Here is a 25,857-nt window from a genome sequence, read left to right as displayed (position 1 = left end):
CCTTCGACTTTTAGCAGATATTCATCTTAGCGCAGGAAAGACTGCATGGATTTTGATTTAGATCAAAGTTTGCAGAGAAAACTGGCTATAAAATTCTAGGTGTATTTTTTTGTAGGCCAGGTTGCTGCAGGCGCCCTGACAATGAGGTCTATCTCAAGTGGCCTGCGACTGTTGATAGACCGCTAAAATGGAGGAGCATCCAACATGCTTGAATCATTGAAAAAGGTTGGCGCGGAAATTGGCAAGGAGCTCAACCGGGCATGGGAGAATCTGGCGGAAGGGTGGCGTGAATTATTGAGCCGCAGCGGTGACGCCCTGACCCATTTCACTAAGCGCAAGGAAATTGAAAGCGTCGAGGAGACCACCGCCGGGACACGATTTCCAAGTTGGGCTCTGCTTGCAGGCGAGTTGAAGGAGACCAAGGATTCAATCGTTGTGCGCCTGGAAGTGCCGGGCATGGAAAAGGAGGATTGTGCAATCTCGATTGAAGGCAATACCCTGTATGTCCGGGGTGAAAAACGTTTTCAGCGGGAGGCGGACGACGGTGTTTATCATGTCATGGAACGTGCCTACGGCAGCTTTCAGCGCGCTATCCTGCTGCCGCATAATGTTGACGCTGATAACGCTAATGCAGCATATGAAAATGGGGTGTTGACGGTAACATTACCCAAAACCGGCAGCGCAACGACGACGCGCATAGAGGTCAAATGACATGAGTGATTTTTTGCATATCGTTTGCCCCCACTGCGATGCGACAAATCGGGTGCCCGGCACAAAGCTGGGGGAGGGTGCCAAATGCGGCCAATGCAAGCAACGATTGTTTAGTGGGCATCCCGTAGAACTTACCAGCGTCAATTTTCAGCAGCACATCGGGCGCAATAGCATACCCGTGGTGGTGGATTTCTGGGCGCCCTGGTGCGGTCCGTGCCGGATGATGGCGCCAGCATTTGAACAGGCGGCCAGCCAACTTGAACCCCATGCACGGCTGGCAAAGCTCAATACAGAAACAGGACAGGCCATCGCAGCCCAGTTTGCCATACGCAGTATCCCTACACTGGCGATTTTCAAAGGTGGCCATGAGATCGCCCGCCAGGCCGGCGCGATGGATCACAGTAGCTTGGTGGTGTGGGTGCGTTCACATGTGTAATCCTAAAAGCGGAGACTTTTAGTGGGAGCCGAAGATATCACTCTGTTTGCTCTCCATGCCAGCCGCGAATTTGGCGAAAGAGTCAGCACGCATCTTGGAGTCCCGTTGAGTGATCACGAGGAAAGGGAGTTCGAGGATGGGGAGCATAAATCCCGTCCGTTGGTAAATGTGCGGGGGAGGGATGTATTTGTTATCCAGTCCCTCTACAGCGATTTACAGCAGAGCGTCAATGACAAACTTTGTCGGCTGCTGTTTTTTATAGGCACCCTCAAAGATGCGTCTGCGCAACGTGTTACGGCGATTGTTCCCTATCTTGGTTACGCGCGCAAGGACAGGAAATCACAGTCTCGCGATCCGGTGACAAGCCGCTATGTCGCCAGTCTGTTCGAAGCAGTCGGTACGGACCGTGTTGTGACACTCGATGTGCACAATCTGGCTGCTTATCAAAATGCCTTCCGTTGCCACGTGGACCATTTGGAAGCCAGAAAACTATTCGTGCAATATTTCGCCGGGCTTGTGCAGGACGCCGAGGTTGTTGTGGTGTCGCCGGATATTGGCGGCATAAAGCGTGCGGAGCAGTTCAGGCAGGCGCTGAGCCGGGCGCTGGGCAAGACGATATCCACCGCTTTCCTCGAAAAATACCGCAGCAAAGGGATTGTCACCGGCGAGGCCATTGTGGGGGATGTTAAAAACCGGGTGGTTATTATCATCGATGATTTGATCAGCACCGGAACAACCATGGCGCGCGCAGCGAAAGCGTGCCATGACCTGGGCGCTGTAAAAGTCTATGCCGTGGCATCGCACGGGGTGTTTGTTGGCGCGGCCAGCCAGGTATTAGGGGATCAGTCCTTGGAGAAGATCGTGATTACAGACACTATTCCGCCGTTTCGGCTTGATCCTGTACTTGTAAAAGATAAAGTCGTCATCCTGGATGCTGCAGCGCTATTCGCCGAGGCCATTAAAAGAATCCATTCAGGGGGTTCGCTTGTGGAGTTGCTGGAGATTTAAGGAAACTCTGAAAAATCCATCCTTGGATTTTTCAGAGACGAAAACCAAAAAATGTGATTTTTGTTTTTCTTCATTTCTCGAACACTTGCGTGTTCGAGAAATGGCGGTGCATCCATGCACCGCACGGAACCTCTAATAAATCAGAGGTTCCTTAATTGAAAAAAATGGCTACGATTAAAGACCTGCGCCGGCCTCACGAATATGTGTATCAGCCATGTCAAGATACCGTCTTGCCAGGGTAAGCCATTTTGAGGCATCCTGAATTTTCGGTTCTCGCAGATGCCACACTGCCAGTTTTGCCCGCAGGCCAGCCCGGTAGCTCTTATAAAAGTGCAACAGTTTTCCGGGAGGGGTGTCGCCGGTGATCTGGTTATACGTCTCCATGATGAGGTGATCTACAAAGGCGGGCGCACCGAGCCGTTCGCACTCCATGACCAGAAACGAGAGTTCATCCGCCGGATCAAGGATTCGAAATTCGCGCTTGAATTCCAGGCAATCAATAATCACGGGTTCCGGCTTCAGGCAGACATGCTCAGGCCGTAAATCGCCGTGCGCTTCGATAATCCTTCCCTCGCGGACGCGTTGGTCGAACAGTGCGGATGCGCGCTTGAGAAATTCCAACTGCGCCGCGCAGACGCTGGGCACCCGATCCACTGGCAAGCCGTAGGCCGGAATCGTCAGCTCCCGGAGGTTGGCATGGATATCTGCCTCGAATCGTTGTTTGTATTCGGAAGGCGCTATCTCAATGGGTGGGGAGTCCCTATAGAAATTGGCAAGTACCATTGCGGTATTGGCAATCTCAGCCTCGGTGACAGTGCGATTTTTTATCACATGGTCGAGCATTCGCCCCTGCGGCAAGCGGCGCATCTTGACCAGCCAGTCGACCGCTGTGCCTTCGCCACCCAAGCGCATGCCCCCCATCTCATTAGCTATGAGGGGCACAGTGCCAATATACACATCACGCGCCAAACGGCGGTTTAGTCTTACTTCCTCATCGCAATCGTGATGCCGCGCATCGACGGTGCTGAAGTCCAGGAATTCGTAACGGACGGGTTTCTTGAGCTTATAGGCATAGTTATCGGTCAGAAATACCCATGACATGTGAGTTTCCACGGCTTCTATTTGCCGCGGTTTATCCGGGTAGCTTGCTGGCCTCTTTAAAAATTCAACCTTGGCCTCAATTGCATCCCAGGCATCGTGGCTGCGTTCCAACCCAGGCGACATTCTTGGTTGGAGAAGGGCGGTTATGCCCTTCTTCCGTATCGTCATTTCCGGTTTTTTGCTTCCCTGACCTGTTCGCGCGAAATGAGCTTTGCGAGCTCGTTCATCTCCTCGGCCAGCAGCTCAACCAGGTCATCCACCGAGACGATGCCCACCAGTCCACCGTGGGGATCTACCACCGGCATTCTGCGCACCCCTTTGAGGCGCATCATTTGAATCGTCTCGAATACACCCTCGCCTTCCCTCACTGTGCCCAATTCCGGGCCCATGATGTCACCCGCTGTCAGGATGTTGATGTCGGCCTCCTTGGCGATGACCTCAATGACGATGTCCCGGTCCGTCACTATGCCGACAGGGATGCGTTTGTCATTCTTTTCATCCACCACAACCAGGTCGCCCACATGATGGCGGCGCATGAGTTGTGCGGTTTCCAGGATGCTCGTATCACGCGTGGCAAATACCACTTCGCGGTTACAAATTTCACCGATAGGCATGGTGGTTCTCCTTGTGATTATTGTGGGTGAGCCAGGGTTTACAGCATCTTGTCGATTTCCGCTTCTGCCTCCAACCAGTCCATATGGGGATCGCCGGTAAAGCCGCGCTGTTCTGCCCGGTAATAGGCCGCTTCGGCAATCATTGCATGGCGTTCACTTGGAATAACGGTGAACTTCTTAGTGCGCTTCGGGGCATCCTTGGCAGCTTTTGGGGGCTTGACATCCCCCGCCTTGTTTGGAGCATCACTGGTGGCGAGCGTAAATTTCTTGGGCGCAGCCTTTTTAGGCTCAGCTGCAAGCATATCCTTCTTTTCTAGGCTCTTCGGGGTGTCCTTGGCAATTTTTAACTGCTTGGCATCCCCAATCTTGGCTGATGTTTCACCAATGGTACGTGCCGACTTCTTGGGTGCAGCCTTTTTAATGTCATTCATGAGTACATCCTCCTTCTGCAGTAGATATGGGTACATATTAAGAATTTTACACGATGTTTCTTTGATCTATATCAAGCCCGTATCAATTAGTGGTGATTCATTATATTGACTTGCCGATAATATGCACGGAAATATCGGAATTTCCCGAATAAGGTGGCCTGAATAAAACGGACACTCCCGCGCAATTGCCCTCGCGCCTGAAAGTATCTGCACCTTGTTTGATCTAGATCAAACAAATTGTTTAATCAGCTTTCCTCCTAATGGATTTTGTGATTATAGTGAACCTACCTGGAAAAAAGGGAGTTGTGCAAGGGGGGCAGTGCCGACCGAGGATGGTAAGGCCAAGGATCGATAGAAGAGGAGGGTTAACATGAATTTTTTATCACAACAACAGCTTGCTGACTTCCGGGCGCGGTTGCGCGCGCAAAAGTCCACATTACTGGAGGAAATCCGTCGGGAATTGTTGCAATCGGACAATGAACACTACATCGATCTTGCCACCACCGTCCACGATATTGGAGAAGAATCCGTTGCTGATCTTCTATCGGATCTGGATCTTGCTGTGATCCACCGTCACGTCAACGAAGTTCGTGATATCGAAGATGCACTGCAGCGCATCGCCGAAGGCATGTATGGGATGTGCATGGATTGCGAGGGAGAGGTTGGCTTTGAGCGATTGTCCGTCTATCCGACTGCAAAGCGCTGTTACGATTGCCAGGATCACCATGAAAAGGGTTTCGCGGAGGAGGGGCGCCCCAGGTTATAGAGCATGGATGAAAACAACAAGACAGGGTAGCCATACGATATTTTCATAGAAGAACGGATAAGGAGATGCATATGCAATTACCACTGCAAGTCACATTTCGCAACATGTCCCCCTCGGAGTTGGTTGAGGCTGATGTTCGCAAGAGGGCTGCTAAACTTGATGAGTTTTATGACCGCATCATGAGCTGCCGCATCATGGTCGAGCTACATAACCCGCGTCATCGTCAGGGTAATCTCTATCATGTGCGGGTTGACCTGACCGTGCCCAATGGAGAGATCGTGGCGAGCCGCGCCTCCCCGGAACACCACGCCCATGAAGATGTTTATGTGGCGATCCGGGATGCCTTCGATGCCGTCGAGCGTCAACTGGAAGACTACTCCCGGCGTCAGCGTGCTGACGTCAAAACCCACGAGACGCCCTCTCATGGGCGGGTTGCGCAACTATTTCCTGAAAGAAGTGCCGGCATTATCGAGACCGCAGACGGGCGTGAAATCAATTTTCACCGCAATGCCGTACTGGAGGACGCCTTTGATAAATTGACCATTGGCAGCGAGGTCCGTTTTACCGAGCAACCGGTCGAAGAAGAAGGGCCTTGGGCCAGCACTGTGAGACTGATGGGAAAGCACCATATATCAGGTTGAACGCTCCGCCTGGACTGGGGAGGGGTAGGGAATCATGATGAAACGCCTGCGCTTGGCTATAGTCGGCTTCGGAAGGCTCGGAAGGGCCTGCGCGCAGGTGATGGTCGGTAGCGAAGATGTGGTCTTGGCAGGCATTGTGCGGCGCCCGGAGCAGGTGAACGAGAAACTGCCTCCGCCCTTTTCGGCCATCCCCCGTGCCGCCCATATTGGAGAATTGCCGGAAGTCGATGCGGCGTTGATCTGCGTCCCCGTCAACTTGGTGCAGGGTATATCCCAATCTCTTTTATCCCGCCGCATCCCCATTGTCGAGTGCGCGATATTGCATGGCGAGGCCTTTCAGGAGCACCAGGCGGAAATCTACAGGGTAGCCTTTCATCACAAGGTGGCGGCTATTGTCGGTGCGGGGTGGGATCCTGGGGCGCTGTCCCTGTTTCGCTGCCTGTTCGGCCTACTGATCCCCAAGGGGCACACCGAGACCACCCGACGCCCCGGCCTGAGCCTGCACCATACCCTGGCGGCACAGTCCATTCCCGGCGTGAAAGACGCGCTGTCCACTGAGTTGTCCAACGCTGATGGGAAGGCCCAACGCTACGTATACGTGGAATTGGCGAGCGGGGCGGACCAAGACGAAGTTGTACAAGCCATTCGCAGTGATCCCCAATTTCTCGACGTTGAGACCTTGGTCTTTTCCGTTAACAGCATCGCTTCCCTGGAAGATGAAGGCCATGGTGTCGTGCTGGAGCGCAGAGCGGCATCCGGGCAAGCTGGTCACGCGCGATTCTTATTGGAGGGCCGGTTTGACGAGTCGTTTCTCACGGCCCGAATCATGCTCGCCGCGGCACGTGCCTTGCCTGGTTGCAAGCCGGGCGCATTGTCGCTATTGGAGCTACCACTGGCGGCGTTATGGGGAGAGCTGACAGCCTATCCGTAAATAAATTGTCTTCGGGTTGCGTCCCAAAAACACGCTATGCGCGTTGCTCACCGCGCAGCATTTGTACATTCTTGTATGGGCCTCACTCTCCCGCTTTACACGCTGGCCCTTACTCGATTAGGCCGTCTCACTTATTGTGTAGAGAACAGAAATAATCATTGCCACTATTTATTAAATTTTGTAACTACTCGCCCCCCTCACCCGAAAATAAAGTTGTAAAACCCCTTGACAGGTTTTTTCAGCACAAAAGATCGGTTTCTTATCTCAGCATAAACTCTGCCCGCTGTCGCCACTGATAGATGCCTAGATCTATTTGTCCGATCATCTTGTCGGTGTAACTACTCACTCCCTTCACACGAAAAATAACTTAAAAATCTCTTGACAGGTTTTTTCTATCGAAAAAACCACTTCCTTATCTCGGTGTAAAATCTATTCTCTATTGCCGCTGGCAGGGGCTTTGATCTCTTCAATGAGCCGCCTTGCCATTTCAAGTCGAAAAAACCATTTCAGCCTGATCTGACCGTTATCAGGGGGTCGAAAAATGCCATGTTATCCTTTGGCTATTCCAAACGTATAGCCCCCCATTATTAATGGCAAGCCTAGACAAAACCTCGGTCAGAAACGAAGTCAGCCGGTTGAAAGCGGATTTTGAGCAGCTCAGTTGCGACGGTAAAGTGCCTCGCGAAACTCAGGTGCTTATGAATAGCATGTTCATGATGATGGAGCTGATGCTCTCCATTTTTCTGGAAAGAATAACCAAGAAAGACAGCCGCAACTCCAGCAAGCCCTCCTCCCAAACGGAAAAGGACGACTCCTCGTTGAGTCATCCGGGGAGCCAGGGTAAGGGGAAAAACGAAAACGGCGCCCTGCTGAAAAACACGCGCGTCAAAGAGAGTGTGACTCTTTCTAGAGTCCGCCTCTGCGATGTATGTGGCGAAGATCTGGATAATACGCCCTGTAGTCACCATGAAAGACGGACGAAGATCGATATTGTTTTTGAGAAAGTCGTTGAGCATGTGGATGCCGAGGTCAAGCAGTGCCCGGTCTGCGATGCGACGGTCAAAGGGAAGTTCCCGGCGGATATGCACGGCCCGTTGCAATACGGCGATGGCTTAAAGGCCTTTGTCATCAATTTACTGGTGTCTCAGATGGTCGCGATCAATCGCGCGCAAACGCTGCTGACCTCCATGATCGGTGTTGTGATCTCTGAAGCCACTCTTCTGGCTTTTGTGCTGCGGCTTCATCGTGCCTTGGAGCGGTGGGAGCAGCACGCCACCGCACAGCTGCTGAAAGCACCCTCTATGCATGTGGATGAGACCTCCTTGCGGGTGGATAAGCAAAACCACTGGATACACGTGTACTCCGCAGGGGAGATCACCCTCAAGTTTTTACATCGAAAACGGGGCACGGCAGCGATCACGTCGATCGATATTATTCCGCGCTACGATGGCGTCATCATTCATGACTGCTGGTCATCCTACTTGTCCTATGATCACTGCTCTCACGGCCTGTGCGGCTCGCATCTGCTGCGCGAATTGACGTTCATTGTTGACGCCAATGACTACGCCTGGGCGCGCCACATGAAACGCCTTTTACAGGAGAGCTGCGCCACCGTCTCCAGAAGCACGGAAAAGAGATTGACCGATGAAGCACTGGCGCGGTTGCAAAAGCGCTACCGCACGATTCTCACCCGTGGCGAAAAAGAGCTTCCACCTATTCCCCAAAAGCCCAGCGGGAAACGCGGCAAACTCGCCAAGTCAGATGCACACAATCTGCTGGAGCGATTGCAAAAACATGAGGCATCCGTCCTGCTGTTCGCCAAAAACCCGCATGTCGCCTTCACCAATAACCGGGCCGAGCGTGATTTGAGAATGTCCAAGGTGAAGCAAAAGGTCTCTGGCTGTTTCCGCTCAGAGATTTATGCTCAGGCTTATTGCCGAATATCAAGCTATCTGCAAACTATGGCCAACAAGGGACATAATCCTCTTATTGCGATTCAAATGGCTCTCGCGGGTGAGGTCAACTTAATCGGGGGTGAGTAGTTACGATTTTAGAAAGATTCTTCAACTGCACGGTGGTCAGACCCGTCAGGCGATCCAGGTGTGCCTGGGTGATATTGCGCACCCCGGCGTTGTGGAGGGCCTTCAGGCCACCGGCTGCGCCTATATCAATGATCAGGCAGAACAGCGTGTATATTATTGATGGATGGTCTTCTTTCATGGTTTCATCTCCTATCTTTAGGTCCACAGGGTCGCATCGTCACCCAGTCCACGGAGGCGGCGGGTGTTCTGCATCAACATCATCACATCGTCGAAATCGGCATCCCGCGTATGTGGGCTGCACAAAAAAATGGAGGGCATGACCACCCATTTGGGGCGCTCCACCAAGGCATATATTTCCTCCCACTGGTTCCCCAGGGCCAGGGTTCCAAAGCGGTTTTCCGGCGGGACGCGGGCTTCGCCATCGGCGATGACCATCTGCTCCGAGTAACTGAGCAACAGCCACCAGACCCAGCGTGATTGCTCTGTCTTCAGGCTGTCCCGGGGCAAGTCCATCAGGTAGCCCAGGCCCGTGCGTGGCGAATTGATGACACACTCGGCCAAGCCATGGCGCTGGGCCAGCCGAAGGGCCAGCACATAGCTGCGGTTGCGTAGCGAGCGCACATCCATGGGCCCGGTGTAATCGTGCTGTCTCGTACAGGCGCCCGACTCAGACGGTGCGGCGGGCGGGGGCGTCACCTCATCATCGGTTTCAGGCGGGATATCTGCGCCCAGATCAATACCTGCGCTCAGTGCGGCGATCTCGGCCTGGATACTGCGTAAGGGACGATCCAATAGGGACGCCAGTTGATCCTCCAGCGCGGGGCGTAATTCATCGATCACAAAATCCGGGCTGTCCTGCGTTGATAGCACCGCGCCAAACAGGGCATCGAATTCGGCGGATTGCGCCTCGGGAGATAATCCGGCCGGCCCCCGCTTTTGCCAATAAGCGCGGTACAACGACTCTATTTTCTGGAGGGCTTCGACCGGGCGGGGACCCATACCGGCGCGCAGTGCCTCGGGAAGCAGGGGGTAGAGAAATTGTGCGGCGTACTGGAGGCGGTGCATCTGGGTGACGGAGACTTTCAACCCGATTTTGAATGCCGGATCGGCGAGGCGCCGCACGAACTCCCGCAACCCCAGCGTCTCACCCGTCTCATCTTCCAGCCGCTGGCGTAACGTCTGCAGCGCCAGGGCCTTCTCGATAAAGGTGTTGTCGCCCCGCACTTCATTCTCGGCAATATGGGCCGCCAGCACATCGCTTTCGCGGGTCCAGGGGTAGAACCGGCAGTTGATCACCTGGAAGCGCACATCGCCCGATTTCCATAGCCCGTGCATAATCTCCAACGTGGTGTTGCCGCCCTTGGCAATCATGAAATGCGCATCACCCGGACGCCGGGTGATGGGCGACTCTCCCTCCTGCCCCAAGGTTACGATGCGGTGATGTAAATCGTCATGCTTGGGATTTCGCACCAGCCGGATATTGCCGTCATACGGCTTGATCAAATCGATGGGGACCTGCATCGCTGTTACCGTCACCGGATCGCCGGGCGGGGGCAGGTCTGCGCTGCGCGCGAAATGCCCGACCACCAAACTGGAACGGAACTGTTCATCTGAAAGTGATTTTTTCATCCTACCCTCCCTTCCTGGACAGGCTTGATCACGCTGGCGGTTTGATGGGATGGCAACGTGAGATGTGCCAGATGGGGAAAGATTTCATGGACGAGAGCCATCATGGTATCTCTGGCGCTGGGGGTCGAGCCATTCCGGCGTGGCTCCCAGCGGTGTGCCGGCGCGTGGTGCGTGGCGGCCTCGCGGTAGGCCACGGTATCCGGCACAGTGGTATCGAGGATGGTTATCGTCCCGCGCGAGGGGGCGAAGGTTAGCCCACGCAGCTCCTGGACGATGCGCCGGGCGTCTGCGGTGCGCCCCTGGCGGTAGATCAGGCCGCGCAACGGCGCGACCGGGGCGCCCCAGTGCGCCATCGGGCGCAGACGGTCGAGCATTTCGATCGTGCCCCGGGTAAACTCGCGGGCGGGCAGTATCTCGGGGGGGATGTGGGCGACAACAGCAGGTCGGCGGCGAGCACCGCCGCATCCTGCAATGGCCCGACGGTGCCTTGGGTGTCGATCAGAATGATGTCGTAAAGCGCATCCAGTGCCGTGAGGACATGCTTGAGACGCACCCGGCCATCGGGGGTGCGCAACACCCAGTTCTGCAACTCCCCTTCGGGATCGTCCGACACCACCAGATCCAGACGGGCGATAGCAGTGGAACAGATCACGCCGTCGGTGACGGTGCGGGTGATGAGCGTGGAGAGGCCGTGCGGCGCGCGCACCGCGAGGGGATAGTAACTAGAGAGCGAGGGCTGCACATCGGCATCGATGAGCAGGACTTTTTGGCCCAGGTCGGCGAGCAGGCCGCCGAGATTGGCGGTCAGCGTGGTCTTGCCGACCCCGCCCTTGGTGGATACAACGGTGACTTTGACAGACATGCAGCCTCCTTGTTGGGAGCTACACGCAAGTGGCGTCTAAAAAGCGATCAAAAAGTCTTAACAGAGTCTTGAACTGGTGCCGGCAGGGGGAATCGAACCTCCGACCTACTGATTACGAATCAGTTGCTCTACCAACTGAGCTATGCCGACGAAAGGGTGCGTAGTATAAATAAAACCAGGGGCTTAGGACAACCAGAAATGTAGTGTTAAGCAGATTATTCTGCTGTGGCTCTTCTGCAGTTACGGATGCGCACGACGACGTCCACACCTTCGGCGACCGTGCCATCGGGTAAATCGGGTAGTTTGCTCAGGGCGACGGCATCGGCTGCGATATCCATCAGCGCACCAGTATCGACGTTATAAAAGTGATGGTGAGGAGATGTGGTGGGGTCGTAAAACACCTTGGCAGGATCAATAATAATCTCACGAATCAACCCCTTGCCAACAAACAATCCCAGCGTATTATAAATAGTCGCCTTGGACACCACATGCCGGTCACGGTTAACCAGCGCCAAAACCTGCTCCGCAGAGAGGTGCTGGGGCCGGGAGAAAAGCACCTGCGCGATCTCCACCCGCTGCTGGGTGGGGGTGATGCCATGCTCACGCATGAGATCAACCACGTCGATGTTGCCAAACATTTGCGTATTCATGTCATTCATCATTATCGTCTAATATAGACCAAATCTTTAGTGAAAGTCTATGGTATTGCGCTTTATCCCACAAAATCAAGACGCAACACTCACTCCAGAATTTATGCTTTCACGGTCCTCCAAGGCATATGGCGCAGGATCGAGCATGGGTTTTCGCCGCAGCAGGATGTCGGCCAGCAGGCGCGCCGAAGCCGGGCCAATCACCACGCCGTTGCGGAAATGCCCGGCATTGACAAATAACCCTTGCACGCGCGGGTATTCACCGATATAAGGCACGCCGCAGGGTGAACCGGGGCGTAGTCCGGCCCAGTGGCGCTCGATCTCATAATCAGCCAAGGCCGGCACCATGGCGATGGCGGCGCGGCTTAGCTCGGCATGGGCCTCCTCTGTAGTAAATTTATCGAAGCCTACATACTCCAGCGTGCTGCCAGCCAAAACCCGCCCATCACGGCGCGGCACAAGATAGCGGCCCTGGCTCAGCACGATGCGCGATACCACGCCGGGGCGCGCCCGAAACAGGATCATCTGCCCGCGCACCGGCGCCACATCCAGCGCATAACCCAGCCCCGCCAGCAATTGGCCGCTCCAGGCGCCTGCGGCAACCACCACACTGCCGGCGGTGATCCGCCCGCGATTAGTTTCGACACCCTCAACCCGATCATTTCTCACAACAAATCCGGTTATCTCGGTATGCTCTTCGACAGCCACGCCCATCGCCGGTAAATTAACCTTCAGGGCATTCAACAGGCGCGGGTTACGGATCTGCGCCACATCCGGCATCCATAATGCCTCATCGGGAAGCGCGGCCAGACCGGGTTCACACTGGAGTGTCGCTTCGGCATCAATCAGGCCAAGCCTGGCCCCCACCTCCCCGGCCCAAACCTGCGCTTTCTCCTTTTCACCCGAATCCAGTATCAAAAGCCCATTTTTCGTCCATTCCGGGTCGATGCCCGTCTCGTTTGCTAGTTCACTGGACAATCCCGGATAGGCCTGCTGGCTCCAGCGCGCCAATGCCGTCACCGGGTACTGATAACGCCACGGATAGAGCGGCGACAATATCCCACCGCCCGCCCACGACGACTCCTGCCCTGCCGCGCCACGTTCCACTAATCGTACTTCAGCTCCGGCAAGCCGCAACTCACGCGCTGTGAGCATGCCGATCAGGCCACCACCTATTACCAAGCAATCTGTCATAGCTTAATTATCCCACATCCTCTGCCGATAAACCTATTGAGGATTTGACCGCAGCCTGTCGGACTTAGGGGATCGTCGCGAAAAAGTGAGAGAGCGAGGACAGTTTTTCGGTATTTTGAGGAGAATAGCTGGAACTATTTAACGAAAAATAGCGGAAAAATGGACCGCTCTCTCACTTTTGCAGCAGATTCGACCTAAGTCCGACAGGCTGCTAGCAATCCATTCATCGGGGAAACCGCACAGTTCGTCGGTTTTAGCATGACAGTGAAAAATCGCGGTGATACAACAACGCCATGAACAGAAAACACACAGGATTCACACTGATTGAACTGATGGTCGTGCTCGCCATCGCGGCGATTTTGCTGACGCTTGCCGTGCCGAGCTTCAGATCCACGATACAAAACAATCGCATCGCAACCCAGGCCAATGAGCTGGTTTCGACCCTGCAACTGGCACGCGGCGAGGCCATCAAACGGGGCCTCCGGATCACTGTGTGCATCAGTACCGATCAGGCAACCTGCACTGGAACAAATTGGGCGGGTGGATGGATAGCCTTTGCCGATGTAAACGCCAATGGCAATGTCGACGCAGGAGACGCCCTGCTGAAGGTGGGCGGGGCGCTTAATGGCGGCAGCACGCTGACCAGCGCCGGCTTTGCCAACGCCACACGCATCCAGTACCAGCCCTCCGGCTTCAGCGACTCGGCAGGCACATTTTCTTTGTCGATTCCCGGCTGCACAGGCAACGAAGTCCGCGCCATCAATGTGGCCTCCACCGGCAGGGTGGGTATCAGCCGGTCCGCCTGTCCTTAGGAGTCTCCCACATGAACAGAACACTCAGACAACAAGCGCCGCTCTCAGCAAAGGCGACACACGGCGGCTTCACATTGCTGGAAGTCCTCATAGCAATTGTGGTGCTGTCCATCGGCCTGCTCGGCCTGGCGGGACTGCAGGCCGCAGGGTTGCGCAACAACCAGGGCGCCTATCTGCGGACCATTGCAACCCAGCAGGCTTACGATATGGCCGACCGCATGCGCGCCAATCCCGTTGCGGTGACTGGGGGCTCTTACGACGGCATCTCAGGCGCGGGATCTAATCCCGGCTGCATCGCCGCTGGTTGCACCCCCGCCCAGATGGCGCAATATGACGCCTACGAATGGAATACCACCAACCAAAACGCGTTACCCGCAGGCCAGGGCACTGTAACACGGGTCGCCGCCAATCGATTCACCATCACCGTAATGTGGGACGACGCCCGCACCGGTGCCACGGGCACCGCCTGCGGCAGCGATCCGGCCGTTGACCTGACCTGCTTTTCAGTGAGCCTCCAGCCATGAACCACTCAGCGCCATCCATTACACATCGCATCTCACAACGCGGCCTCACGTTGGTGGAGGTGATGGTCGCCATCACTATCAGCCTGATTTTGCTGGCGGGCGTTATGCAAATTTTCACTAGCAGCCGGCAGACCTACCGTGTCCAGGACGGGCTGGCAAGAATGCAGGAAAACGGGCGGTTTTCGATGCAGTTTCTCACCAACGATATTCGCATGGCGGGATACACCGGCTGCGCCAGCAAGACATCAAGCGTCAACAATATCGCCCAAGATGCCACCACCGCATCATTTACGGGCGGCATCATGGGATACGAATACCCAAGTCTCCCTGTGAGCCTCACAGCCACAAACACGCTGACCAGCGCGGATGTTGTGGCCGGTACAGATGTGCTCGCTATCAAGAGAGCATCACCCACCGGTGTCCGTCTAACCGGCAACATGACCGTAGTAAACGCCAACATCCAGGTTGACCCTGTAACCGCCGCAGGTATGTTCGCTGCGGGCGACATCTTGTTTATTTCCGATTGCGCCAACGCGGATATCTTCGCCGCCACCAATGTTTCCAATGGCGGCGGCGTGATCACCATCGCCCACGCGGCGGCATCAAATACCAGCGTCAATCTAAGCAAAACATATCAAACCGATGCGGAAGTCATGCGGATGGAAAGCGCTGCCTATTACATCGGGACAGACGCGACGAACAACAATGCACCTACACTCTACCGCAGACGTCTCACCAGTGGCTCCACCATGGTGTCTGAACCCCTGGCCGAGGGCGTGGAAAACATGCAAATACTATATGGAGAAGATACGGACACACCGGCAGATGGTTCGGCAAACAGGTATCTTCCCGCCGGCACAGGTGGCCTCAACATGAGCAACGTGGTCAGCGTACGCGTGAGCCTGTTGCTGCGCAGCTCTGAAAACAATATCACGACACAGCCGCAGCCTTATATCTTCAACGGAGCAACCATCACTCCAACGGACCGGCGCCTGCGGCGCGTCTTCACCACAACCATTCGCATACGCAATAAGGGCCTGTGATATGAACATTCCATTCCAGCGCGGATCTGTACTCATCGTCAGCATGCTGATGTTGCTGGTGCTGACCATCATCGGCATCACCGCCATGGGCACCTCAACACTAGAAGAAAAAATGGCGGGCAACAGCCGTGACCAGAACCTCGCTTTCCAGGCTGCCGAAGCGGGTTTGAGAGACGCCGAAGCATACGTCGAGGGCATGGCAGCGGTCGCCGCGTTCAATGGCACGGGTGGGCTCTACAATACCTCCACCGCGCTGGCCCCAGACATCTACAGCAACGCCACCTGGACTGGCGGTGCTTCCATAGCCTATCGCGGCAGCGCCATCCCTGGCGTGAACACTCAACCACGATACATCGTGGAGTTCGTTTCAACGACAGGAAAAACCAACCCGGAGCTTGAGAGCTGCTATGGATGCGCAACCGGGGAAGGCATGGTTACCAATGTTCGCATCACCGCCAGGGGCACGGGAGGATCCGATAATGCCACGGTAATTCTGCAAGAGTACTACGGCAAGAGATTCTGACGCCCTATTAATCGACACACCTATTCACCCATTTCGTTGAACTACGCTGACACCCTTGTGTTAGGAGAACCGTCATGAAACTGCAAATACTGAAGAAACCCGCCGCCTGGAGCACCTTGCTCGCCTACATGCTGGTCTTCGCATCGCCATTCGCACAGGCGGCGCCTGGCACACTGTCCAATGTACCGCTCTTCCTGACTTCGCCTGTGCAACCCAACGTCATGATCCTGATAGATAATTCCGGTAGTATGGACAACATCATCTGGGCAACAGAGTACAACAACGCCACCACCTATAATACCAGTTGGGGTTTTAATCCAGATAACGGAAATATAAGTCTTTCCAGTCTCGGCACATGCTCGTTTGGTGGCTTGTGGAGAAAAGCTGCAAGCAGTACCAAGTGCCTAAAGCTTCCGGATCCGCGCGGCGGCTACAACACCCGCTACGCCGGCAATTACCTCAATTACCTATTCGATAAATACTCGGACAATACCGATCTTACTGTCGCCGGCACTATTCCCAACGACTACCGCATGAATGTTGCCAAAGCGGAAGCGACCAAGCTCATCACAAACACCACAGGCATGCGCTTTGGTATCGCATCATTTAATCCGTCAAACACCGAGGAGGGCGGGATCATCCGGGCAGAATGCAAGAATGTTGATGCCACCCACAAGACGACACTCACCAACGCCATTTCCGGCCTGACGGCCGCCACCTGGACCCCCCTGGCGGAAGCTTATTACGAAATAACGCGCTATTTCAGGGGAATGAGCAGATATTACAGCAGCGGCACATATACCAGCCCTATTCAATACCGCTGCCAGAAAAATTTCACCATTATCATTACCGATGGTTTGCCAACCTATGACAATAATTTCCCAACCAACGACCCTGATGATGTCAGCGATACATCACGCGCATTGCCGAACTGGGACAACCTCGCGCCCGCCACGGTGACAACAGACTACCCCAATTTCCCCCCATATTCGGACGGCTTCAAGTCATCGGGCACAGAGGATAAAGAAGGCTATTCGCTCTACCTTGACGATATAGCCAAGTTCGCGCAAGACATCGACTTGAGAAAGGCCACCAATGATCTTACCGGCACCAGCTTCGATGCCGCTGATTTTCCAAAACAAAACCTCAACACCTACACTATCGGTTTTTCCGTTGCCAACCAGATGCTGCAAGACGCAGCAAGCTATGGCAAGGGTCAGTATTTTACCGCAACCGATGCCGATTCTTTGACAGAGGCTTTGGCAAAAGTTATTTCGAACATCGCCTCCCAGTCTGGGAGCGCCTCGGCCGTGGCATTCAATACTGCAACCCTGGGCACCAGCAGCGCGGTTTATCAGGCCAAATTCAACTCCGGGCTATGGAGCGGCGAGTTGCTTTCATACAAACTGGATTCAGTCACTGGCAACCTCGCCACGTCAGAAACTTGGAACGCGGCAACCAAGCTTGATGCTCGAGACCTCTCAAACAATGACCGCAAGATCCTGACATACAATGCCACCACAAAAAAGGGCATACCCTTCAAGTGGGATACTTCTGCCAGCGGCCTATCCACGGTGCAGCAAAATGATCTGAAGACGGGGCCCAGTGGAACCGCAGACGCATATGGACCTGACCGCCTTGCCTTCCTGCGCGGCGATCGTTCCAAGGAAGGCGACCCCGCCACACCCCCCAGCCTCCGCGTGCGCGGCAGCCGGTTGGGTGACATCGTGCACTCTAACCCGGTGTATGTCGGGAAACCGAGCCTCAACTACCCGGATACGCTACCTTTGCCATCCGGCGCCCCCCCCTACTCCACTTACAAGAATAGCTCAGCAAAAGACCGGGATGGCATCGTCTATGTCGGCGCCAATGACGGGATGCTGCACGGCTTCGACGCAGATACCGGTGAAGAGGTCATGGCCTATATCCCACACAACCTGTTTTCCAGCAGCGCCGGAAAGGGCTTGCACTATCTGACAGATAAAGCCTACAGCCATCTTTTTTACGTCGACCAAGGCCCTACCGTGTCGGATGTCTATATCAAAACCACCACCAGCGGTACTGTGGAGTGGAAAACCATACTCGTCGGCGGCCAAGAAGCCGGCGGCCGTGGCCTGTTTGCCTTGGATATCACCAATCCAAACGCTTTTTCTGAAGATGGCACCGTTGCCGATAACACAGTGATGTGGGAGTTCACGGATGCCGATGACTCCAATCTCGGTTATACCTTCAGCAAGCCGGCGATTGCGCTCATGAACAACGGCAAGTGGGCAGCCATTGTGGGGAACGGCTATAACGACACTAACACCTTAGCCAACGACGGAGGGGAAGCCAAGCTTTTCATTCTTTACCTGGAAGGCGGGCTGGACGGCGTCTGGACCCCAGGCACTGACTATCTCGAAATCACCACCAAAGCGGGATCAACCACCGACCGTAACGGACTAGGCACACCGGCGGCTGTCGATCTCGACGGTAATGGCACAGTCGACCGTGTCTACGCCGGGGACCTGCAAGGCAATATGTGGGCATTTGATCTATCGGATACCGCAGAAAATAATCCAAATTGGAAGGTCGCCTACTCACAGGGCACCACCCCGAAACCGTTGTTTACCGCAAAAAATGCAGCGGGCACCGCCCAGCCGATCACTACCAAACCCTCGGTGGTAAGACACCCCACCATACCCAACAACAGCTCGCCCTCCAACGCACCTAATCTGCTGGTGCTGTTCGGCACGGGCCAATATCTGGTTGATGGTGATAAAACCAACACCAGCACTCAGAGCTTCTATGGGGTGTGGGATAAAGGTGATAAAGCGCTGGTTCGCAGCAATCTCGTGGCGCAAACCTTCCTGACCGGCTTCGCGTCGGATGCCCGTGTGCTCAGCGACAACACCGTGGATTACTCCACAAAGTATGGCTGGTATATCGACCTCGACAGTGCCAGCGCAGCAACCGGCGAGCGAGTGGTCGTCAACCCCAAGGTGCGCGGCGACTATGTATTCTTCAACACCATGACACCCAACAACGCCGCATGCAGCTTTGGTGGATCGTCATGGCTGATGGCCGCCAAGCTCACCAACGGAGGACGCCCCAGCGACTCTGTATTTGACTATACCAATAACAATGAGGTTGATGCCGGTGACAAGTTGCCCGCCACGGTCACTACCACCGTCGTCACCACCGCTACCACCATTACTACCAATACCACCGTTGGGGGTGTCACGACAACTACTGTTACAAGCAACACCACTGGTGCCGCCCCCGGCACCGTCACAACCACATCGACGACCAACATCGCAATTTCCGGCAGGAGGATGCAACAGGATGCCATCGCTGCGGAATCGGCCTTCCTGGGCGATCATCAGTACACCGCAAACAGTGGGGACAAATCCGGCGCCAGTGTGGACGAAGGGCGCGTCAAGACCGGCAAATCAACCACGCAAGGCCGCCTGTCCTGGAAAGAGATCCGTCGATAAGGAGTCGTATGGCACGCTGCCGACATTGCCGGCAGCGTGCCATTAATCAAGTTTTTTCACCTATGGAGCGTATGTGTAATGAAAAATAAATCGTCAGGATTCACCTTGATCGAGCTGATGGTCACCGTGGTCATCATCGGCATCCTTGCCGCCATTGCCTATCCCTCGTACCAGGACAGCGTAAAACAGTCTCGCCGCGCAATGGCGCAGGCGGCGCTGATATCCTTGGGCAATGTGATGGAACGGGTGTTCACACAGAACAATACTTATACACCAGGCGGTGTTACACCAACCCTGGGTACCGGGGCAGGCGCCATTTTTCCCGCGCAAGCCCCGCTGGAAGGCACAACAAAACAATATAATCTGTCCATTACGGCCGCCACAGCGACAACCTACACCGTGCGCGCCACACCGATTTCGGGAACAAGCCAGCAGAGCGATGGAATGCTGGAATTGGATGGAACAGGCGCCAAGCGATGGGATAAAGACAATGGCGGCTCTTTTGGCGCTGCCGAAAACACCTGGGGCAAATAGGGGCGGCATGCAGCCCTCGTGAGCGGATTCTTAGGAAATGTAAGTTGAGTCTCAGCAACCGCTCCTATCGGCTAAAATAGCCCATCCTCATGGTCTATAGGACTTGGAGACTGCCAGAACATCCTCCATGAAATCCAGGTCGGCCTGATGGTATACAGTGCGGCGATGCTGCGCCCACAACTCTTTGATTTTTTCTTGATTGCACTGTTTGCGGTCGACGATCACACGCGTGTTGAGCTGGCCGCGCGGCCTGTCGCTTGGGCATTTGGCAAACACGAATTCGTTGCTGATCAAGTCCATGTAAGGGCCGCATTTGCTGGTGGGCATGATAAAGATGAGCTGCAAGCCCAAGGTGTCGGTCAAGTAACCGATCACTTCGCGTGATCGCGCTTCATCCATCTTGGAAAAGGCCTCATCCACCAGCACCATGCGCAAGTGGTTGGCACCCTCCGCAAAACGAAACGCGGATGTCACGGCGGCGGCGCGGATGATATAGGCCGGGGTTTCCAATTGCCCGCCGCTGCCGGTTCCGTATTCGCTCAAGGCAATCGGCGGCTTGCCCGCCACTTCCTTGTAGATTTCATAACGGCGGTAATTGCGATAATCCGCAATACGCTCCAGCTCGCGCAGTGCTTTGTGCTCGTCTTCATCGAGCAGCATCGCCATCAACTCGTCGCGGACCTTGCGTGACTTATCGGAAAGCTCAGCATCGAACAGGGAAGTATCATCGCCCAACCCCGGCGACTTGATGACCTCATCAAAGAAGCGGGCATAGTCCCTGAATTCCGGCACCCAATCGTAGCCGAAGCGAAAAGATTCCCGGTCGCTGCCGAAGTGGTGATGTTCAAGTTCCTTGTTGAGTAAGTCGATCTGCCGCTTGCCTGTGCTGATGGCCTGATAAATGGCATGGCACAGGTGGGAAACAAAAGCGTTGTTGAAACTTTCCTTGAGTTGGGCAAGCTGTTGGTGTTTTTCCACCAGAATATTGTTCTTGAGGATATTAAAAACGCGATCAATTTCCCGTTGCAAACCGCAAATCGCCTTGAACAGGTTTTCATCGTATTTTCCCTCGAAGCCAATATAGACAACAGCATCGCCAGGGCGGCAACGCTGGTTGTGCGCGTCGACGGCATCGCTCATCCTGCGTTCGCTGGTATGGAGCCGGCTTTCGATATCCTGCTTCACATTGAGCGCAACCTCCCGGTTAAGGTCTTGCGCCTCCTGATCCGCTGCGGTGAGGCGCTCATCGACATTGAAACCGCTCCATACCACAGCGATAGCACGCAGCATCTCCTCGCGGCTTTCGGAATACGCGCGATTTTTATCCTGCAAGTCGTTGAGCTTTTTGCAACGCTCGGTGGACTCGCGCAACTTCTCCTCGAACTCCCCGCTACGTTTGTTGAATTCCGCCTCCTGGGCGCGCAAGGACTGCTCTTCCCCCCTGCCCTCTTCCAGCTTTTTTTCCAGATCGCGGTATTCGCCAAGATCGAGCTGACGCAACAGATTCTCCAGCTTCCGCAAGTCACGATGAGTTTCGAGCATGGCTGCGATGGTATCTGCGTACTCCAGGTGTTTTAAACCATCTACCGCCTTCAATAGTGCGGCTGCGGACTGCATCCTGTCGTTGGCACTCTGCCACTCGCCGAGGATATGTACCAGCTCTGCCTCCTTCGCGCGGAGTGCGCGCTCGCGCGCCGAAACACCGAAGACCAGTTCGCTGTCCGGCACATCGCAGCGCCACATGCTGTAGTTTCCGGCGCCCATGCCGTCGACTGTCAGGCCGCGCCGGGTGTGGCGCAATTGTTCCGTGGACTCCACCCGCATCACCGTTCCATAGCTGGCAACGAGAAAATCGCGCGCGGTGGCATGGGTAAAATCAAGCACATGAATAATCGAATCGGCGTGCAGTGCGATTTTTTCGACATCCTGGCGCGCTTTTTCACCCTGGATGACACGCGCTTTATTGTCGCGCCCCGGCATGCGGCGCACGATGCGAATCGCCTCTGCCTCCCACTGCGGCGCAACAATAATCGAAAATCGTGCGCCACCAAGATAACCCTCTATGGCCGACTGCCAGCGCGCATCCTTCACCTCAACGTGATCGCAGAGCACCCGTGGCTCGGCCTGTGGACATTGCTGGCGGATCGCCGCCAGCGCCTTATCCACATGCGTTGGATAGATGACCTGATGGACCCGCAGACGCTCGATTTCCTGCGCCTTCTGACGACGCTGGCCATCAAGGATTTCATAGCGGCTCTCGCGCCGGTGCGCCAACTTGGACACCTGCTCCCGCAAACTTTCGCCTGCACCATGAACATCCGCATCATGCCAATGCGCCACCCATTGATTGCTCAATTGCTGGGCCTTGCGCGCCGCATCGAGATGATTTTCCAATGCAGCCAAATCACCGGTGAACTCGCGCTGCATGAGAGTACGGAAGTCGATGTCGCCACGTCTCACGTGATCGGCCACTTGCTTGCCTAATGCCAAGGTGCCGAGATCAGCCACGTGCGGCAACTCATCCACCACATCGACCTTGGACACACTGGCAATGATGGCCTGGCTATGGGCTAGGTTAGACTGCAACTGACTGTCCTGCACCAGCAGGTTTTTTGCCTGCTCGACGAGCCGCCTGTCCTGCTCTTCGCGTTGGCGCTCCAGGCGGTCTTTGTCTTGCAGTGCGGCGATGCCCATGCGCTGCGCTTCGAGGCTCACCAGCTCGTCGTGGACCTGGCGGCGGCGCTGCCCCAGCAACCGAAGCTGGCTCTCGTTGGCTGCGATAGCTGCGCGATACTCATCCTGTCCCTTCTTGGCGGCAAGGTATTCACGTTGGCGCAATACATACTCATGCTGCGCCAGCGTGCACTCCAGCGTATTGAGTTCGACCCATTGTTCGATATAGCACTGACTGTGACGCGTGGCTTCATCGAGGATGCGGATGGAATCGACCAATGAGGCAGCATCACGCTCCATGGCATGAATGGTTTTAAGCTGGCTGGACACCGAGCGAACCGCTTCACCCAGATCCTTTTTCTCCAGGATCTCTTCCGCCACGAAGCGGTCGATGCCCTGCACTGGCTTATAGGCCATGAAACGCGAAAAGGCCTTGGCGGCAGCGACCGCCTCGGTTTCGGTTACCGCATCACTGCGTCCGCGCAGCGCACCGTACAAGCGCCGCAAATAGGCTTTTTTAAGGTCGTACTTCTCCACCGCCCGCTTGCCGAAATCACCGATCAAGGCGTTCTGAATCTTGTCCAGCGGCACGACATGCTTACCCCCCTTATCCTGACGTACCAATTGACTCAAGGACAATTGCTCACCCGGCAAAATCAGATAGATCGCCTCATCCTGGCGCGCCACGGCATTGTTGGCGGACAAATCCAGCCAGGCGCGCACGCCGATGATCGCGGTAAAAGGGTCTGCCGTCTCTCCGTGCGTAGGATGAAACACCGCCGCCAGATAGCCATCAGTCGGCTCCAGCCGCGCATAACTGCCATCGTCGCAACCCAACACATACGAAGCCGGTGTACGCACCCGCTTGCCGCCCCGACCGCGCTGCGTGGTTTCATCCTGACCAGGATTATATTGGAACAGATTCTCATGCGCCGCCGTCATAATTGTTTGGATTGCGTCGGCCGCCGTCGTCTTGCCAGAGCCATTGCCACCGGAAAACAGGTTGACTGGGCCAAATTCGAATTCAATATGGGGCACATTCCCCCAGTTGATAAAAACAAAGCGCTTAAGAAACATCGTCCACGTCCATCGCTGCTGTCATTGTCTGTGCTCCGGCGGGCATATTTCCGGCCTGCTCCATGGCCTGCAAGGCCTCATCGCTAACAAAGTTGACGATCATCGGGTGTATCTTCAACCATGCCTCGCCGCTGTCGATATCTTCCTCGCTCCGGTAATCAATAAGCCGCAACTGCCGCAGTCGCTGAAACAGGCGCTTGCGTTCGGTCAGCTTGTCCGGGAGCGCGCGCCCCAACAAATTCCTCATGGCAATCGCCAACGACTCCATGGATTCCGCGACGCCTCCATTTTCATCTATCTGCCCTTCGCGCAGCGCCTTGTCGTATTGAACGCGCAGCACCAGGATCAGCGCCACTTCGTTTTGCGTCAAACGGCTACGCAAGCTGCCGCCGAAGGCGGTGTCCTCGACACCCTCCATGCCGGGCACCTGACTGCCGGGCGGATATAAACGCACATACTCGAAACGCCGGTCGTGAAAGATACGAATCCCGATCAGACCGAGATAGTCTTCAACCAGACCGGCAACGCGCAAATAACGATCATAGAGTTGTTGTTCGACCTGGCTTTCGGCGCGGCACAACACGCCGTAATTCATCAGGCGAACCAGGAGTTCCCGGAACTCGTCCAGATCGATGCGCTCGGATTCCAGCGCCTTTTCAATATAGTCACTCAGCATGGCTATCCGCCTCTATCAGCTCGATAATGAATTCATCGGTCAGCACGAAATAATCGGTGGGTAATCGTTGCCCGGTCGGTTCGACACGGAAAGCGAATTCGCTGGAATTCTGTCCGGCGGACCCCACTTCAATCGCGTGCGCGTTCATCAACAATCCCTTGGCATTTTCCACCGGCAAATGCTGGCTGCGAATGCGATGCCCTTTATTGAGGGCCGCGACGACATAATCGCGCATTTCTTTGTTGTTAACGGCAAACGCCAATTCCAGAGCCTGTTGAATCAACAATTCACGGCGGGCGGCCTTGTCGATCACGCCATGTTCTTCCACCGCCGAATTCACCTCGCGGCGGCTCCGCACCGCATTGATCCGCAAACTGTCCGGATCGACCACGGCGGCAACATTCAGCGCCGCCATGACGCGACCGGCGGCGGCGAGCCGCGCAGCCTGCCCGAGCTCATCCTGCGCCGCCAATTCCTGACAAATCGCCAGCAAGCGGCTGGGATGCCCGCCCCCCGAATAACTCAATTGGCGGATAATAATGTCCGCACGGCGCGTGAAACTGTTCAGCGCATGGCGCAGCGCAGGCAACATCACCTCGCTGGCATTGTGCATGCGGCTTTCGATGCCGTTGAGTATCATAAGATAGAGCGATTGCCTGGAATCGTCGCCCTGCAATTCCGGGGCAATCTTGCGCAGCTCACGCTCTGCGCCAGCCTTGAACTCTTTCTGCTTGCGGCGTGCCTTGTTGAGCAACGCCTGAATCTCATCGCGATACTTTTCCACGCTGTCGGCCGACAGCCGGATAGAGAGATCCGGCATGAAGCGCTTCTCCATGAAATCAAAGAACTCGTCGCTGGCGCGCTGAACTACCTGCTGAGCCTCCACCGCCTGCACCAGGGCGCGTTTGCGCTCGTCCAGCTCGGCAATTACATCGCTAAAATCACTTATGATGCGCTCGGAGTATTCGAAGGCGTCCAACAGGTCATACACTTCCCCCTTCTCGACAAAGGAATGCAGCGCATTGCGGGTGTTGCGGGTATTGCGGTGACGGGTTCTGAAGCGGCCACCCCCTGCCTCCACCATCGGCTGGGTAAACAGACGCCCGAAGCGCGTAAACGCATAGGTGCTCTGCAAGGTTGCCTCATCGGCCAGCCGCTCCAGCCAGCCATACTCGATCAAGAGATTCAACACCCAATTGGCAAGATCCCGCTCACCGCGCGCCGGCGCTGCAAACTCATCATCGGTATCACCATCCAATAGCGGCGTGCGGGTAATCGCCTCCTGGAAAACCTCAATCACCTGTTCACGATTATAGCTGCGGCTATAGTCCGCCATCGAGCTATAGAAGCAGGCGTATAACTGCCGCAAGCACTCCACGGCCTGCTCACGGTATTTGCTGTTGAGGGGGCGAAAAAAATACTTTCTGTCGTTGGCAAAGAACATCGGCACATTCTAACAGCTATCAAACCGAGATGCCTTGAAGGACGTTTCGGGTTCATTTA

25 protein-coding genes, 1 tRNA gene and 1 pseudogene are annotated in these 25,857 nt (G+C 55.4%); 14 read left to right on the top strand and 13 right to left on the bottom strand.

Going from position 1 to position 25,857, the window contains the following annotated elements:
* Positions 1-204 precede the first annotated feature (204 nt).
* The 3 genes from M3A44_07870 to M3A44_07860 are packed head-to-tail and all read left to right on the top strand — an operon-like array spanning position 205 to position 2,155.
* Positions 205-711 (top strand): Hsp20/alpha crystallin family protein, encoded by a 507-nt coding sequence (locus M3A44_07870; GenBank protein MEQ6341562.1) that lies wholly within the window; start codon positions 205-207, stop codon positions 709-711.
* 1 nt (position 712) lies between these two features.
* On the top strand, positions 713-1,147 hold the full coding sequence (gene trxC / locus M3A44_07865; protein ID MEQ6341561.1) for a thioredoxin TrxC: 435 nt from the start codon (positions 713-715) through the stop codon (positions 1,145-1,147).
* A 21-nt stretch (positions 1,148-1,168) separates the two neighbouring features.
* Positions 1,169-2,155, top strand: a complete 987-nt coding sequence (locus M3A44_07860; GenBank protein ID MEQ6341560.1) for a ribose-phosphate pyrophosphokinase — start codon at positions 1,169-1,171, stop codon at positions 2,153-2,155.
* A 174-nt stretch (positions 2,156-2,329) separates the two neighbouring features.
* Here the strand turns inward: M3A44_07860 and M3A44_07855 are convergent, their stop codons facing one another.
* The 3 genes from M3A44_07855 to M3A44_07845 form a co-directional block, all read right to left on the bottom strand.
* Complete coding sequence (locus M3A44_07855) at positions 2,330-3,256, bottom strand: hypothetical protein (GenBank protein MEQ6341559.1); 927 nt, start codon at positions 3,254-3,256, stop codon at positions 2,330-2,332.
* A gap of 164 nt (positions 3,257-3,420) precedes the next feature.
* A complete protein-coding gene (locus tag M3A44_07850) occupies positions 3,421-3,870 on the bottom strand; it encodes a CBS domain-containing protein (protein MEQ6341558.1) in 450 nt (149 codons plus the stop codon).
* Positions 3,871-3,908: 38 nt separating this feature from the next.
* Positions 3,909-4,301 (bottom strand): DUF2934 domain-containing protein, encoded by a 393-nt coding sequence (locus M3A44_07845; protein MEQ6341557.1) that lies wholly within the window; start codon positions 4,299-4,301, stop codon positions 3,909-3,911.
* A 370-nt stretch (positions 4,302-4,671) separates the two neighbouring features.
* On the opposite strand from M3A44_07845, the gene M3A44_07840 reads away from it, so the two are divergent.
* From M3A44_07840 to M3A44_07825, 4 genes are all read left to right on the top strand, one after another.
* Positions 4,672-5,067: a TraR/DksA family transcriptional regulator gene (locus M3A44_07840; protein MEQ6341556.1), complete on the top strand. Its 396-nt coding sequence runs from the start codon at positions 4,672-4,674 to the stop codon at positions 5,065-5,067.
* Between the two features lie 71 nt (positions 5,068-5,138).
* Positions 5,139-5,708, top strand: coding sequence for an HPF/RaiA family ribosome-associated protein (locus tag M3A44_07835; protein MEQ6341555.1), 570 nt, complete (start codon positions 5,139-5,141; stop codon positions 5,706-5,708).
* Positions 5,709-5,742: 34 nt separating this feature from the next.
* A complete protein-coding gene (locus M3A44_07830) occupies positions 5,743-6,639 on the top strand; it encodes a diaminopimelate dehydrogenase (protein MEQ6341554.1) in 897 nt (298 codons plus the stop codon).
* Positions 6,640-7,229: 590 nt separating this feature from the next.
* On the top strand, positions 7,230-8,681 hold the full coding sequence (locus M3A44_07825; protein ID MEQ6341553.1) for an IS66 family transposase: 1,452 nt from the start codon (positions 7,230-7,232) through the stop codon (positions 8,679-8,681).
* On the opposite strand, the gene M3A44_07820 is transcribed toward M3A44_07825, so the two are convergent.
* From M3A44_07820 to thiO, 7 genes are all read right to left on the bottom strand, one after another.
* Positions 8,659-8,859 (bottom strand): hypothetical protein, encoded by a 201-nt coding sequence (locus tag M3A44_07820; protein ID MEQ6341552.1) that lies wholly within the window; start codon positions 8,857-8,859, stop codon positions 8,659-8,661. The genes M3A44_07825 and M3A44_07820 overlap by 23 nt on opposite strands.
* 17 nt (positions 8,860-8,876) lie before the next feature.
* The gene (locus tag M3A44_07815) at positions 8,877-10,310 is read right to left on the bottom strand and encodes a hypothetical protein (protein ID MEQ6341551.1); all 1,434 of its coding nucleotides are present in this window, start codon (positions 10,308-10,310) and stop codon (positions 8,877-8,879) included.
* The gene (locus tag M3A44_07810) at positions 10,307-10,684 is read right to left on the bottom strand and encodes a hypothetical protein (protein MEQ6341550.1); all 378 of its coding nucleotides are present in this window, start codon (positions 10,682-10,684) and stop codon (positions 10,307-10,309) included. The genes M3A44_07815 and M3A44_07810 overlap by 4 nt, the downstream gene beginning before the upstream one ends.
* Positions 10,621-11,172 (bottom strand): ParA family protein, encoded by a 552-nt coding sequence (locus M3A44_07805; protein ID MEQ6341549.1) that lies wholly within the window; start codon positions 11,170-11,172, stop codon positions 10,621-10,623. The genes M3A44_07810 and M3A44_07805 overlap by 64 nt, the downstream gene beginning before the upstream one ends.
* A 74-nt stretch (positions 11,173-11,246) precedes the next feature.
* Positions 11,247-11,322, bottom strand: a tRNA-Thr gene (locus M3A44_07800).
* A gap of 65 nt (positions 11,323-11,387) precedes the next feature.
* On the bottom strand, positions 11,388-11,822 hold the full coding sequence (locus M3A44_07795) for a transcriptional repressor (protein ID MEQ6341548.1): 435 nt from the start codon (positions 11,820-11,822) through the stop codon (positions 11,388-11,390).
* A 75-nt stretch (positions 11,823-11,897) separates the two neighbouring features.
* The gene (gene thiO, locus M3A44_07790; protein MEQ6341547.1) at positions 11,898-13,016 is read right to left on the bottom strand and encodes a glycine oxidase ThiO; all 1,119 of its coding nucleotides are present in this window, start codon (positions 13,014-13,016) and stop codon (positions 11,898-11,900) included.
* A gap of 293 nt (positions 13,017-13,309) precedes the next feature.
* Here thiO and M3A44_07785 point away from each other — a divergent pair, with 293 nt between their 5' ends.
* The 7 genes and pseudogenes from M3A44_07785 (at position 13,310) to M3A44_07755 (ending at position 19,928) form a co-directional block, all read left to right on the top strand.
* Positions 13,310-13,828: a GspH/FimT family pseudopilin gene (locus M3A44_07785; GenBank protein ID MEQ6341546.1), complete on the top strand. Its 519-nt coding sequence runs from the start codon at positions 13,310-13,312 to the stop codon at positions 13,826-13,828.
* 11 nt (positions 13,829-13,839) lie between these two features.
* Complete coding sequence (gene pilV / locus M3A44_07780; GenBank protein ID MEQ6341545.1) at positions 13,840-14,352, top strand: type IV pilus modification protein PilV; 513 nt, start codon at positions 13,840-13,842, stop codon at positions 14,350-14,352.
* On the top strand, positions 14,349-15,395 hold the full coding sequence (locus M3A44_07775) for a PilW family protein (protein MEQ6341544.1): 1,047 nt from the start codon (positions 14,349-14,351) through the stop codon (positions 15,393-15,395). Before pilV ends, M3A44_07775 begins: the two co-directional genes overlap by 4 nt.
* 1 nt (position 15,396) lies before the next feature.
* Positions 15,397-15,918 (top strand): PilX N-terminal domain-containing pilus assembly protein, encoded by a 522-nt coding sequence (locus M3A44_07770; protein MEQ6341543.1) that lies wholly within the window; start codon positions 15,397-15,399, stop codon positions 15,916-15,918.
* A 74-nt stretch (positions 15,919-15,992) separates the two neighbouring features.
* Positions 15,993-19,394 carry a PilC/PilY family type IV pilus protein gene (locus tag M3A44_07765; protein ID MEQ6341542.1) on the top strand — a complete coding sequence of 1,134 codons (3,402 nt, stop codon included), beginning with the start codon at positions 15,993-15,995 and terminating at the stop codon, positions 19,392-19,394.
* Between the two features lie 78 nt (positions 19,395-19,472).
* Positions 19,473-19,586, top strand: a pseudogene (locus tag M3A44_07760) (prepilin-type N-terminal cleavage/methylation domain-containing protein).
* A gap of 9 nt (positions 19,587-19,595) precedes the next feature.
* Positions 19,596-19,928, top strand: a complete 333-nt coding sequence (locus M3A44_07755) for a type IV pilin protein (GenBank protein ID MEQ6341541.1) — start codon at positions 19,596-19,598, stop codon at positions 19,926-19,928.
* Between the two features lie 87 nt (positions 19,929-20,015).
* Here the strand turns inward: M3A44_07755 and M3A44_07750 are convergent, their stop codons facing one another.
* From M3A44_07750 to M3A44_07740, 3 genes are read right to left on the bottom strand one after another with little or no spacing between them, the layout of a single operon-like run.
* Positions 20,016-23,678, bottom strand: coding sequence for an AAA family ATPase (locus tag M3A44_07750; GenBank protein ID MEQ6341540.1), 3,663 nt, complete (start codon positions 23,676-23,678; stop codon positions 20,016-20,018).
* Complete coding sequence (locus M3A44_07745; GenBank protein MEQ6341539.1) at positions 23,668-24,354, bottom strand: DUF4194 domain-containing protein; 687 nt, start codon at positions 24,352-24,354, stop codon at positions 23,668-23,670. Before M3A44_07745 ends, M3A44_07750 begins: the two co-directional genes overlap by 11 nt.
* Complete coding sequence (locus M3A44_07740) at positions 24,344-25,798, bottom strand: DUF5716 family protein (protein MEQ6341538.1); 1,455 nt, start codon at positions 25,796-25,798, stop codon at positions 24,344-24,346. Before M3A44_07740 ends, M3A44_07745 begins: the two co-directional genes overlap by 11 nt.
* Between the last annotated feature and the right edge of the window lie 59 nt (positions 25,799-25,857).

This window comes from Gammaproteobacteria bacterium (assembly GCA_040183005.1).
Classification (GTDB): Bacteria; Pseudomonadota; Gammaproteobacteria.
The sequence above is the reverse complement of the archived record's forward strand: the minus strand, read 5'-3'. Positions and strand labels throughout refer to the sequence as shown.

Excerpts from the sequence above, each read along its gene's own strand:
- M3A44_07870 (MEQ6341562.1), top strand. The coding sequence starts at position 205 with ATGCTTGAATCATTGAAAAAGGTTGGCGCGGAAATTGGCAAGGAGCTC.
- trxC (MEQ6341561.1), top strand. The coding sequence starts at position 713 with ATGAGTGATTTTTTGCATATCGTTTGCCCCCACTGCGATGCGACAAAT.
- M3A44_07855 (MEQ6341559.1), bottom strand. The coding sequence starts at position 3,256 with ATGTCATGGGTATTTCTGACCGATAACTATGCCTATAAGCTCAAGAAA.
- M3A44_07850 (MEQ6341558.1), bottom strand. The coding sequence starts at position 3,870 with ATGCCTATCGGTGAAATTTGTAACCGCGAAGTGGTATTTGCCACGCGT.
- M3A44_07845 (MEQ6341557.1), bottom strand. The coding sequence starts at position 4,301 with ATGAATGACATTAAAAAGGCTGCACCCAAGAAGTCGGCACGTACCATT.
- M3A44_07840 (MEQ6341556.1), top strand. The coding sequence starts at position 4,672 with ATGAATTTTTTATCACAACAACAGCTTGCTGACTTCCGGGCGCGGTTG.
- M3A44_07835 (MEQ6341555.1), top strand. The coding sequence starts at position 5,139 with ATGCAATTACCACTGCAAGTCACATTTCGCAACATGTCCCCCTCGGAG.
- M3A44_07830 (MEQ6341554.1), top strand. The coding sequence starts at position 5,743 with ATGATGAAACGCCTGCGCTTGGCTATAGTCGGCTTCGGAAGGCTCGGA.
- M3A44_07825 (MEQ6341553.1), top strand. The coding sequence starts at position 7,230 with ATGGCAAGCCTAGACAAAACCTCGGTCAGAAACGAAGTCAGCCGGTTG.
- M3A44_07820 (MEQ6341552.1), bottom strand. The coding sequence starts at position 8,859 with ATGAAAGAAGACCATCCATCAATAATATACACGCTGTTCTGCCTGATC.
- M3A44_07815 (MEQ6341551.1), bottom strand. The coding sequence starts at position 10,310 with ATGAAAAAATCACTTTCAGATGAACAGTTCCGTTCCAGTTTGGTGGTC.
- M3A44_07810 (MEQ6341550.1), bottom strand. The coding sequence starts at position 10,684 with ATGCTCGACCGTCTGCGCCCGATGGCGCACTGGGGCGCCCCGGTCGCG.
- M3A44_07805 (MEQ6341549.1), bottom strand. The coding sequence starts at position 11,172 with ATGTCTGTCAAAGTCACCGTTGTATCCACCAAGGGCGGGGTCGGCAAG.
- M3A44_07795 (MEQ6341548.1), bottom strand. The coding sequence starts at position 11,822 with ATGAATACGCAAATGTTTGGCAACATCGACGTGGTTGATCTCATGCGT.
- thiO (MEQ6341547.1), bottom strand. The coding sequence starts at position 13,016 with ATGACAGATTGCTTGGTAATAGGTGGTGGCCTGATCGGCATGCTCACA.
- M3A44_07785 (MEQ6341546.1), top strand. The coding sequence starts at position 13,310 with ATGAACAGAAAACACACAGGATTCACACTGATTGAACTGATGGTCGTG.
- pilV (MEQ6341545.1), top strand. The coding sequence starts at position 13,840 with ATGAACAGAACACTCAGACAACAAGCGCCGCTCTCAGCAAAGGCGACA.
- M3A44_07775 (MEQ6341544.1), top strand. The coding sequence starts at position 14,349 with ATGAACCACTCAGCGCCATCCATTACACATCGCATCTCACAACGCGGC.
- M3A44_07770 (MEQ6341543.1), top strand. The coding sequence starts at position 15,397 with ATGAACATTCCATTCCAGCGCGGATCTGTACTCATCGTCAGCATGCTG.
- M3A44_07765 (MEQ6341542.1), top strand. The coding sequence starts at position 15,993 with ATGAAACTGCAAATACTGAAGAAACCCGCCGCCTGGAGCACCTTGCTC.
- M3A44_07755 (MEQ6341541.1), top strand. The coding sequence starts at position 19,596 with ATGGCGCAGGCGGCGCTGATATCCTTGGGCAATGTGATGGAACGGGTG.
- M3A44_07750 (MEQ6341540.1), bottom strand. The coding sequence starts at position 23,678 with ATGTTTCTTAAGCGCTTTGTTTTTATCAACTGGGGGAATGTGCCCCAT.
- M3A44_07745 (MEQ6341539.1), bottom strand. The coding sequence starts at position 24,354 with ATGCTGAGTGACTATATTGAAAAGGCGCTGGAATCCGAGCGCATCGAT.
- M3A44_07740 (MEQ6341538.1), bottom strand. The coding sequence starts at position 25,798 with ATGTTCTTTGCCAACGACAGAAAGTATTTTTTTCGCCCCCTCAACAGC.